This is a genomic window from Streptomyces sp. KLMMK (genome assembly GCF_036961605.1).
In the GTDB taxonomy this organism is placed as follows: Bacteria; Actinomycetota; Actinomycetes; order Streptomycetales; family Streptomycetaceae; genus Streptomyces; species Streptomyces telluris.
The window spans coordinates 1-10,186 of record NZ_JBAMDC010000242.1; the positions used below are offsets into that span (position 1 = coordinate 1).

8 protein-coding genes are annotated in these 10,186 nt (G+C 69.6%); 1 reads left to right on the plus strand and 7 read right to left on the minus strand.

Features of this window, described 5'->3' with window-relative positions; genetic code table 11:
- Both folP and V7793_RS26310 read right to left on the minus strand, forming a co-directional pair.
- On the minus strand, positions 1 to 677 hold a 677-nt coding region (gene folP, locus V7793_RS26305), incomplete at its 3' end, for a dihydropteroate synthase (RefSeq protein ID WP_336010596.1).
- Positions 678 to 781: 104 nt separating this feature from the next.
- Positions 782 to 2,635, minus strand: coding sequence for a phosphatidylglycerol lysyltransferase domain-containing protein (locus tag V7793_RS26310; protein WP_256790976.1), 1,854 nt, complete (start codon positions 2,633 to 2,635; stop codon positions 782 to 784).
- A 169-nt stretch (positions 2,636 to 2,804) separates the two neighbouring features.
- Here V7793_RS26310 and V7793_RS26315 point away from each other — a divergent pair, with 169 nt between their 5' ends.
- The gene (locus tag V7793_RS26315) at positions 2,805 to 3,914 is read left to right on the plus strand and encodes an alpha/beta hydrolase (RefSeq protein WP_336010602.1); all 1,110 of its coding nucleotides are present in this window, start codon (positions 2,805 to 2,807) and stop codon (positions 3,912 to 3,914) included.
- A 120-nt stretch (positions 3,915 to 4,034) separates the two neighbouring features.
- Here V7793_RS26315 and folE read toward each other — a convergent pair whose 3' ends face one another.
- The 5 genes from folE to V7793_RS26340 form a co-directional block, all read right to left on the minus strand.
- A complete protein-coding gene (gene folE, locus V7793_RS26320; protein WP_058045613.1) occupies positions 4,035 to 4,640 on the minus strand; it encodes a GTP cyclohydrolase I FolE in 606 nt (201 codons plus the stop codon).
- 143 nt (positions 4,641 to 4,783) lie between these two features.
- Positions 4,784 to 6,778: an ATP-dependent zinc metalloprotease FtsH gene (gene ftsH, locus V7793_RS26325; protein ID WP_168092287.1), complete on the minus strand. Its 1,995-nt coding sequence runs from the start codon at positions 6,776 to 6,778 to the stop codon at positions 4,784 to 4,786.
- 266 nt (positions 6,779 to 7,044) lie between these two features.
- A complete protein-coding gene (gene hpt / locus V7793_RS26330; protein ID WP_058047052.1) occupies positions 7,045 to 7,584 on the minus strand; it encodes a hypoxanthine phosphoribosyltransferase in 540 nt (179 codons plus the stop codon).
- A gap of 99 nt (positions 7,585 to 7,683) precedes the next feature.
- Positions 7,684 to 8,700: a tRNA lysidine(34) synthetase TilS gene (tilS, locus tag V7793_RS26335; RefSeq protein ID WP_336010605.1), complete on the minus strand. Its 1,017-nt coding sequence runs from the start codon at positions 8,698 to 8,700 to the stop codon at positions 7,684 to 7,686.
- Positions 8,701 to 8,890: 190 nt separating this feature from the next.
- Positions 8,891 to 10,036 (minus strand): zinc-dependent metalloprotease, encoded by a 1,146-nt coding sequence (locus tag V7793_RS26340; protein ID WP_336010607.1) that lies wholly within the window; start codon positions 10,034 to 10,036, stop codon positions 8,891 to 8,893.
- Positions 10,037 to 10,186: the final 150 nt, after the last annotated feature.

Below are 10,186 nucleotides of genomic sequence, written 5' to 3' on the forward strand. Positions count from 1 at the left end.
TTGCGGGAGGCGGCCACCAGCATCGGCAGCCCCAGCTCCCGGCGCAGCCGCGCCAGGCCCGCCACCAGCGCGAGGTCGTGCCCGGCGTTCTTGGCGAAGCCCAGGCCCGGGTCCACGACGAGCCGCTCGGGGTCGACGCCCGCGGCGATCACGGCGTCCAGCCGCTGCTGCAGCTCGGCGATCACCTCGCCGACCACGTCCCCGTAGACCGCCCGGCTGTTCATGTCGGCGCTGAAGCCGCGCCAGTGCATCACCACGAAGGGCACCCGGGCCGTGGCCACCACGGGCACCATCGCCGGATCGGCGAGCCCGCCGCTCACATCGTTGACCAGGGCAGCTCCGGCCTCGACGGCCGCCTCCGCGACCGAGGCCCGCATGGTGTCCACCGACACCACGGCGCCCTCGGCCACCAGCTCGCGGACCACCGGGACCACCCGGCGCAGCTCCTCGCCCTCGTCGACCCGCGATGCGCCGGGGCGGGTGGACTCGCCGCCCACGTCGACCAGGTCCGCGCCGCCGGCGATGAGGTCGAGACCGCGCTTGACCGCGAGTTCGGTGTCGAACCAGCGCCCGCCGTCGGAGAACGAATCCGGCGTGACGTTGACGACGCCCATCACCGCACAGCGATTCCACTCCGGCAGACCGACGGGCCCGTGACGACCGCGCAAGGTACTCATGGGACCAGCCTAGGGCGTGCCGCAAACGGCAGTGCCCCCGACCGGAAGCCGGTCGGGGGCACTGCCGTACACACTTATCCGTGGGGTCACCACGGCGCGGGCGCTCACGCCGCGCGCGTGACCTCCGCGGCCGAGACCTGCTCGTCGGCGTCGTCCAGGACGTCCTTCGGGGGCGCCGGGCGGCGGCGCAGCAGGCGCGGCAGCTCCAGGAAGCCCTCCGCCTGCATCATCGCGAAGCCGATGCGGGGCAGGTCGCGGCTGTTGGGGAAGACGATGAAGCGCGGCTCCCAGCGCGGCCGGAACTTCTCGTTGAACTTGTACAGCGACTCGATCTGGAACCAGCGCGAGAGGAAGACCAGCACCGAGCGCTGGATGCGCACGACCGGGCCGGCGCCCAGCTTGCCGCCGCGCTCCAGGGCGGAGCGGAAGAAGGCGAAGTTCAGCGACAGGCGCTTGACCTTGAGCTCGGGCGCGGCCTGCAGGAAGGCGACGATCAGAAGCTCGTTCATGCCCGGGTCCGCGCTGCGGTCGCGGCGCATGAGCTCCAGCGAGCTGCCGTCCGGGCCCCACGGCACGTAGTGCTGCATGGCGCGCAGGTCGCCGAACGGGCAGTCCTCGCCCTCCTCCGGGTCCTTGTGGGCGGTCGCGATGATGGCGTCCAGGTCCTTGGGGTCGCCGATGCGGCCCAGGGCCATGGAGAAGCCGCGCTCGTCCTCGGTGTCGCGCCAGGCGTTGGCGGCCTTCTGGACGGCCTCCAGCTCCTCGGGGCCCAGGTCGCCGACGCGGCGCACCTTGGTGCTGTAGCCGTTGCGCTCGATGCGCTTGACCATCTGGCGGACGTTGCGCATGGAGCGGCCGGTCAGGGAGAAGTCGGCCACCTCGACGATGGCCTCGTCGCCCATCTCCAGGGCGTCCAGACCGGTCTCGCGGGTCCACACCTCGCCGCCGGTCTCGCTGCAGCCGGCGACGGCGGGCGTCCAGGAGTGGCGCTTGGCCAGCGCCATGAACTGCTCGATCGCGCCGGGCCAGGCCTCGACGTCACCGATGGGGTCGCCGCTCGCGAGCATCACGCCGGAGACGACGCGGTAGGAGACGGCCGCCTTGCCGGAGGGCGAGAAGACCGCGCTCTTGTCGCGGCGCAGCGCGAAGTGGCCCAGCGAGTCGCGGGCGCCGTGCTTGGCGAGCAGCTCGCGCAGCTTGTCCTCGTCCTCCTCGGTGAGGACGGCGGCCGGGTACGCGGGCATGAAGGCCAGGTACGCGGTGGTGGCGACGGTCAGCAGGCCCAGGGCGCCCAGGGAGTAGCCGACGGTGTAGTCGACGTGCTCGGTGTAGCGGATCGAGCCCTCGAAGCCGAAGAGGCCCCAGAGCACGTGCTGGATCTGCTCGCTGACCGGCGGGTCGCCGATCATCTGGTCCGGGTGGGAGCCGACGATCACCCAGCCGAGGCCGAAGCTGGCCGCGCCCATCAGGACGAAGTTGGCCGCGACCTTCCAGCGGCTGCGCGGGTCCGGCAGCGCGTAGAAGGAGCTCTTGTGCCACACGAGGTAGATGAAGAGCAGCAGGGAGAGGATCGCGCCGATGTAGGAGTGGCGGTAGACCAGCTGTGCGGCGGCGCCTATGGGCAGCAGCACGACGGCGGCGAGCCAGGCGCGCTGCTTGGCCCGCTTGAGCCCGTGGGCGAGCATCAGCAGCAGGATGCCGACGATGATCGAGCCGGCCGCGGCCAGCTGGGTCACGGAGCCGGGCAGCACCTCGGCGAGGCTGTGGACCTTGCTCCAGCGGAACCGCGGAACGACACCGGCAAGGACGTCGAGCAGGCCGATGAGGGCAGCGACCGTTCCCACGACGGCAGGCACGTTCTCGGGCTTGGGCCCTCTGACGATACGCGCAAGCCTCGACAGTCGCTTGGTTCCCTCGGGAACCCCATCGGACTTTTTGCCATCTACCCTGACAGACATCTCTTCCCGTCGTCCTGTCGAGTGGACCTGCGCCATCTGGCGGCAGCGCCCGGACAATGTGCGCCCTGTAGGACGACGGTTTCGGGGTTGAGGTTCCGCGGGGGGCCGAGCCCGGAAAGAAGTAACCATTCCGCGACTCGGCGCCGGGTCGCTCGGCAGAAAGCACCTCATGGGTCTCACCAGCATGGCGGTTCTGCTGCTTGCCATCGCGGCTGCGGTAGTGCTCTTCGCGTTGACCATTTGGCTCTGGCCCCGCCTGGGCAAACGGAGCGTGGGCTCCATACTCGGCAGGGTGGGCATGATGCTGGCCACACAGCTCACCCTGTTCGCCGCGATAGGCCTGTGGGCCAACCAGTCCTTCGGCTTCTACGGCTCCTGGGCCGACCTCTTCGGCCAGGTCAAGGAAGAGGGCGTGATCGTCGACCACAGCGCCGGCGGCAAGCGGGTGCAGGTCGTGAACACCCAGCCCGTGAAGGTGCCGCGGGGCAACGTCCCGCGCGTCGGCGGAAAGATCGAGAAGATCCAGATCGCCGGCGTCGAGTCGAAGATCAACGGCCCGGCCTACGTCTATCTGCCGCCGGAGTACTTCCAGCCGGAGTACGCGAACCGCAAATTTCCCGCGTCCGTCGTCCTGACCGGATACCCGGGCACCGCGGAAGCGCTCATCAAAGGGCTCGACTACCCGGTCCGCGCTCACAAGCTGAGCAAGGACAAGAAGATGCAGCCCACCGTTCTGGTGATGATGCGTCCGTCCATCGTCGGCCAGCGCGACACCGAGTGCATCAACATACCGAACGGCCCGCAGGCCGAGACGTTCTTCGCCAAGGACCTGCGCAAGGCCATAACCGAGCAGTACCGGGTCGGCGACAAGGCCGCCAACTGGGGCATCATCGGCAACTCGACCGGCGGCTACTGCGCCCTGAAGATCGCCATGCGCAATCCGGACTCCTACAGCGCCGCGGCCTCCCTCTCGGGCTACTACAAGGCCCTCCAGGACCCCACGACCGGTTCCCTCTTCAACGGCAGCAAGAAGCTGGAGAACGAGAACGACGTGATGTGGCGCCTCAAGCACGAGAAGACGCCGCCGATCTCGGTCCTGGTGACCAGCAGCAAGCAGGGCGAGCACAACTACAAGGACACGCTGAAGTTCATCGAGATGGCCAAGGGCTCGGCCCGGGTTTCCTCGATCATCCTGGACAGCGGCGGCCACAACTTCAACACGTGGCGGCGTGAGCTGAACCCGACCCTGAAGTGGATGGGCAGCCGGCTTTCCGCGTAGCGCCTCCGGCGGTTCCCGCAGCATTGCCGGTTCCGCCGCCCGCATTCCGCCGAACACCCGCCGAAGTGGCTTTGCGCCACTGCGGCGGGCTTTTCGTTTTCCGGCGGTGCCGGACCGGCCCTAGCGGGCCATGATCAGGCTCATCGCCTCCGCGCGCGTCGCGGGGTCGCGCAGCTGGCCGCGGACCGCCGACGTCAGCGTCTTCGCGCCGGGCTTGCGGATGCCGCGCATGGACATGCACATGTGCTCGCACTCGATGACGACGACCACGCCGCGCGGCTCCAGGATCTCCATCAGCGAGTCCGCGATCTGCGTGGTCAGCCGCTCCTGGACCTGCGGCCGGCGGGCGTAGACGTCCACCAGGCGGGCCAGCTTCGACAGCCCGGTGATCTTCCCGCTGGTCGACGGGATGTAGCCGACGTGCGCCACGCCGTGGAACGGCACCAGGTGGTGCTCACAGGTGCTGTAGACCTCGATGTCGCGCACGAGCACCATCTCGTCGTGCCCGAGGTCGAACGTCGTGGTGAGCACGTCCTCCGGCTCCTGCCAGAGACCCGCGAATATCTCCTTGTACGCGCGTGCCACCCGGGCCGGCGTCTCGCGCAGGCCCTCCCGGTCCGGGTCCTCACCCACGGCGAGCAGCAGCTCACGCACCGCATTCTCGGCGCGCTTCTCGTCGAATGCGCCGACGTTCCGCTCGGCGTCCAGCGTCACCGGGTCGGTCATGGAGTGCCTCGTTCTCTCGTGCGTTCGTAGCAACCGGCACGGCCGGATAAACGGGATGCCGCGTCCCCCAGGCTAAAACCTGGGTGACGCGGCATCCATTCCGGGCCCTGTGGTGCAGGGCCCGGCAGGGCCTGTACGGCGGCTCAGTTCTCCGGGCGGGCGTCGTCCGGGAGGTCGAGCGACTCCATGCTCTGGCCGCCGTTGCTCGGGGCGAGCTCCTTGGGGGAGAGCACCGGCGGGCGGGTGGAGGGGGTACGGCGCGAGGAACCGGTCCACGCCGGGCGGGCCGGGCGCTTCACGATGTGCTTGAAGACCTCGGCGATCTCCTCCTTGTTCAGCGTCTCCTTCTCCAGGAGGGCCAGAACCAGGTTGTCGAGCACGTCGCGGTTCTCGACGAGGATCTCCCACGCCTCGTTGTGCGCGGTCTCGATGAGCTTCTTGACCTCTTCGTCGACCAGCGCGGCGACCTCTTCGGAGTAATCGCGCTGGTGCGACATCTCGCGGCCCAGGAACGGCTCGGAATTGTCGGAGCCGAACTTGATCGCGCCGAGGCGCTCGGTCATGCCGTACTGCGTGACCATCGCACGGGCCGTGGCGGTGGCCTTCTCGATGTCATTGGCGGCACCGGTGGTCGGGTCGTGGAAGACGAGCTCCTCCGCCGCGCGGCCGCCCAGCATGTACGCCAGCTGGTCGAGCATCTCGTTGCGGGTGGTGGAGTACTTGTCCTCGTCGGGCAGGACCATGGTGTAGCCGAGGGCACGGCCGCGGGACAGGATCGTGATCTTGTGCACCGGGTCGGAGTTCGGGGAAGCCGCCGCGACCAGGGCGTGACCGCCCTCGTGGTACGCGGTGATCTTCTTCTCCTTGTCGCTCATGATCCGGGTCCGCTTCTGCGGGCCGGCCACGACACGGTCGATCGCCTCGTCCAGCATGTGGTTGTCGATCAGCTTCCGGTCGCTGCGGGCCGTCAGCAGGGCGGCCTCGTTCAGCACGTTGGAGAGATCGGCACCGGTGAAGCCGGGGGTGCGGCGGGCGACGGCCGACAGGTCGACGTCCGGGGCGACCGGCTTGCCCTTCTGGTGGACCTTGAGGATCTCCAGACGGCCCTGCATGTCCGGGCGGTCGACGGCGATCTGCCGGTCGAAACGGCCGGGGCGCAGCAGCGCCGGGTCGAGGATGTCGGGACGGTTGGTGGCGGCGATCAGGATGACGCCGCCCTTGACGTCGAATCCGTCCATCTCGACGAGGAGCTGGTTCAGGGTCTGCTCGCGCTCGTCGTGACCGCCGCCGAGGCCCGCGCCGCGGTGCCGGCCGACGGCGTCGATCTCGTCGACGAAGACGATGGCCGGGGCGTTGGCCTTGGCCTGCTCGAAGAGGTCACGGACCCGGGAGGCACCGACACCCACGAACATCTCGACGAAGTCGGAGCCGGAGATCGAGTAGAACGGCACGCCCGCTTCACCGGCGACGGCGCGCGCGAGCAGCGTCTTGCCGGTACCGGGCGGGCCGTAGAGCAGCACACCCTTGGGGATCTTGGCGCCGACGGCCTGGAACTTCGCCGGCTCCTGCAGGAACTCCTTGATCTCGTGGAGCTCCTCGACGGCCTCGTCGGCGCCAGCGACGTCGGCGAAGGTCGTCTTGGGGGTGTCCTTGGTGATCAGCTTGGCCTTGGACTTCCCGAAGTTCATCACCCGGGAGCCGCCGCCCTGCATCTGATTCATCAGGAACAGGAAGACCACGACGATGAGGACGAACGGCAGCAACGACAGCAGGACGCCGATGAACGGGTTCTGCTTGGACGTCGAGACGTTGTATCCCTCCGGGATCATGTTCTTCTCGGCGTTGGCCTGCAGGGACTTCGCGATGTCGACGCCCTGCTCGCCGATGTAGTTCGCCTGGATCTTGCTCGAGCCCTTGACCTTCTGGCCGTCCTTGAGCTCAACCTTGATCTTGTTCTCGTCGCCGGTCGTCAGCTCGGCCGATTTCACCAGGTCCTTGTTGATCGCGTTGACGACCTGGCTGGTGTCCACCGACTTGTAGCCGCCGCCGGAGCCGACGACCTGCATCAACACGACCACGGCGAGGACGGCCAGCACGATCCACATGACCGGCCCACGGAAGTAGCGCTTCACGTCCATCCATACGGGGCGCGAGCGCCCCGTCCCTCCTGCCACAGTGAGGCACGGTCAGCCCCTGGACGGGGTGCCTGTGCGTACGGTGTCCTGCTCGACCTTGAAAGCTTGACTTGAAAGCCTGAAAAAGACTGACCTTCGGACGGTACCCCAGCATTGTCTCCCGACGCCGCTGCAGACGGTCAACCAACCCGCCTTACCCTGCTCCAACGGCGGGAACCCTCATTCGGTTCCCGCGCGCCGGTGGGTGCCCGCCGACCAGGCCCGGGGGCTCAGCCGCCGTAGACGTGCGGCGCGAGCGTGCCCACGAAGGGCAGGTTGCGGTACTTCTCGGCGAAGTCGAGACCATAGCCGACGACGAACTCGTTGGGGATGTCGAAGCCGACCCACTTGACGTCGATCGCAACCTTGGCCGCCTCCGGCTTGCGCAGGAGGGTGACGACGTTGAGCGAGGCGGGCTCACGGGAGCCCAGGTTCGACAGCAGCCACGACAGGGTCAGGCCCGAGTCGATGATGTCCTCGACGATCAGGACGTCCTTGCCCTTGATGTCGGTGTCGAGGTCCTTGAGGATGCGGACCACGCCGGAGGACTGGGTGCCCGCGCCGTACGAGGACACGGCCATCCAGTCCATCGTCACGGGGTTGGAGAGCGCACGCGCCAGGTCCGCCATCACCATGACGGCGCCCTTGAGGACACCGACGATCAGCAGGTCCTTGCCCGCGTACTCCGCGTCGATCTTCGCAGCCAGCTCCGCCAGCTTCGCGTCGATCTCTTCCTTGGTGATGAGCACCGACTTGAGGTCGGTGCCCATGTCCTTGTCGTCCACCCGCGCCACTCTCGCTTGTCTACGGATCGTCCGGCATTTCCGCGGCGAGCTGAGGCCCGTTCGTGACGTTCGTGCCCGTTCGAATCAGCCCTGCCGGAGGACCAGTCTGCCACCCTGCCTGCGGACCGCGACCCGCCCGGGCAGATTGATGGCCCCTTGGCCGCGCCATCCGGTGATCAGCCGGTCGACTTCCTCGATGTGCCGGGCGAAGAGCGATCCGGCCGGGGAACCCGCCGAGATGGCCGCCCGGCGCAGCACCCGGCGGCGGACCGCGGGCGGCAGGGCGTAGAGCTTGGCGGCCTCCAGGGCGCCGCTGTCGTCCCGGACGGAGGGCTCCACGGTGGCGGCCCAGTCGTCCAGGGCGTCGGCGTCGTCCCGGGAGAGCTGGGCGGTGCGGGCGAGGGCCTCGATCACGCCCTTGCCGAGGGCCTTCTCCAGGACGGGGAGGGCTTCGTGGCGGACCCGGGAGCGGGTGTAGGCCGGGTCGGCGTTGTGCGGGTCGTCCCAGACGGGCAGGGACTGGACCATGCAGGCCTTGCGCGCGGTCTGCCGGTCGAGGCCGAGGAAGGGACGGCGGTAGCGGCCGCCGGTGCCGGAGGTGACGGCCATGCCGGCGAGGGAGCGGGTGCCGGAGCCGCGGGCGAGGCCGAGGAGCACCGTCTCGGCCTGGTCGTCCCTGGTGTGGCCGAGGAGGACGGCCACGGCGCCGTGCCGCTCGGCGGCGGCGTCGAGGGCGGCGTAGCGCGCGTCGCGGGCGGCGGCTTCGGGGCCGCCGTCCCTGCCGACGGTGACGGTCAGGGCCTCGACGGGGTCGAGGTCGAAGGCGGCGAGGCGGCTCGCCACCTCTGCGGCGCGCAGGTCGGAGCCGTGCTGGAGGCCGTGGTCGACGGTGACCCCGCCGGCCCGGATGCCGAGCCGGGGGGCCTCGAAAGCCAGGGCGGAGGCGAGGGCCATGGAGTCCGCGCCGCCGGAGCAGGCGACGAGGACGAGCGGCTCACGGCCGCCGGGGGGGACGGATTCGGGTGTGGTGGGGGTGAGGACGTCGTGAAGTACGCGGCGGACCGCCAGGCGTATCGCGGCGACCGCGGGATGTGGACCCATGTCCGTGTGTCCAATCGTTCCATATGGAGATCGTTCGGAGCTGCGCGAGCTTCGAGGCCTTCAGTCACGCTGTGTGCGTCGATGGTGACAGAAGCGAGCCATTACCCGAGCATCGCACGCCCACCCCTGACCCACGGTCCCTCGGACGGGTGATTACGGAGGCGTTCTACCCGGAGGAGGAGCTTCCGGTTCACGGCTCGTTCTTGCGGTGCACCCTTGCGACCCAGTCCGCCGGTTTGGCGATCTCCGCCTTGGTGGGCAGGGTGTTCGGGGATGTCCACACCCTGTTGAAGCCGTCCATGCCGACCTCGTCGACGACGGCCCGCACGAAGCGCTCACCATCACGGTACTGGCGCAGCTTGGCGTCCAGGCCCAGCAGCCGGCGCAGCGCCGCGTCCAGCCGGCCCGCGCCCTTGGCCCGCCGCTGCTGGAACTTCTCCCGGATCTCCGCCACCGACGGCACGACCTGCGGGCCGACGCCGTCCATCACGTAGTCCGCATGGCCCTCCAGCAGCGACATCACCGCCGTCAGCCGGGCCAGGATCTCCCGCTGCGCGGGCGTCTGCACCAGGTCCACGATGCTGCGCCCGCCCTCGTCCGCGCCCTCGTCCTCCGGAGGACGGCCGCCCGCCAGCGACTGGGCGGCCTCCCGGATCCGCTCCAGCAGCGTCGCGGGGTCGACCTCGGTCTCCCCCAGGAACGACTGGATCTCGCCCTCGATGTGGTCGCGCAGCCAGGGCACGGCCGTGAACTGCGTCCGGTGCGTCTCCTCGTGCAGGCACACCCACAGGCGGAAGTCGTGCGGGTCCACGTCCAGCTCGCGCTCGACGTGGACGATGTTCGGCGCCACCAGCAGCAGGCGGCCGCCGCCCGCCGCCGAGCCCGGCAGGTCCCTGCTCGCCGGGGCGAACGTCTCGTACTGGCCCAGCACCCGCGACGCCAGGAACGACAGCAGCATCCCCAGCTCCACGCCGGTCACCTTGCCGCCGACCGCGCCGAACACCGCGCCGCCGGGCACGTTCGCCCGACGGTCCTGCATCTTCTCCAGCAGCGGGCCCAGGAGCGCGCGGAACCCGGCCACGTTCGCCTTGATCCAGCCCGCCCTGTCCACCACGAGGACCGGGGTGTCGTCCCCGGCGCCTTCCTCCCCCGGGGCCGGCGTCATCCGGGTGAACGCCCTGACGTGCTCCTCCGACGTCACCGCGTGCCGCCGCAGCTCCGCGACGACCGCCCGCGCCTCCTCCCGGCTCACCTCCGGCCCGGGCCGTACGAACCGGGTCGCGGTCGCCACCGCGAGCTTCCAGTCGACCATCTCCGCACCACCGATGCTCGTCATGGCATCACCGTACGTGGGCCGCTCCGCTCGGGGTAGCGAAGTTCTCCGGCCGGGGCCGGGGCCGGGGCGATCGGCCGTTCCGCCGGACCCTCGCCGTGGGAGTGCACCGTCGTTGCGGCGGGAGATCTTCCGAGAGGCCTCGCCCCGCGG

What these genes read in the sequence shown, in the direction of transcription:
- V7793_RS26310 (WP_256790976.1), bottom strand. Translation starts at nt 2,635, where the DNA reads ATGTCTGTCAGGGTAGATGGCAAAAAGTCCGATGGGGTTCCCGAGGGA.
- V7793_RS26315 (WP_336010602.1), top strand. Translation starts at nt 2,805, where the DNA reads ATGGGTCTCACCAGCATGGCGGTTCTGCTGCTTGCCATCGCGGCTGCG.
- folE (WP_058045613.1), bottom strand. Translation starts at nt 4,640, where the DNA reads ATGACCGACCCGGTGACGCTGGACGCCGAGCGGAACGTCGGCGCATTC.
- ftsH (WP_168092287.1), bottom strand. Translation starts at nt 6,778, where the DNA reads ATGGACGTGAAGCGCTACTTCCGTGGGCCGGTCATGTGGATCGTGCTG.
- hpt (WP_058047052.1), bottom strand. Translation starts at nt 7,584, where the DNA reads ATGGGCACCGACCTCAAGTCGGTGCTCATCACCAAGGAAGAGATCGAC.
- tilS (WP_336010605.1), bottom strand. Translation starts at nt 8,700, where the DNA reads ATGGGTCCACATCCCGCGGTCGCCGCGATACGCCTGGCGGTCCGCCGC.
- V7793_RS26340 (WP_336010607.1), bottom strand. Translation starts at nt 10,036, where the DNA reads ATGACGAGCATCGGTGGTGCGGAGATGGTCGACTGGAAGCTCGCGGTG.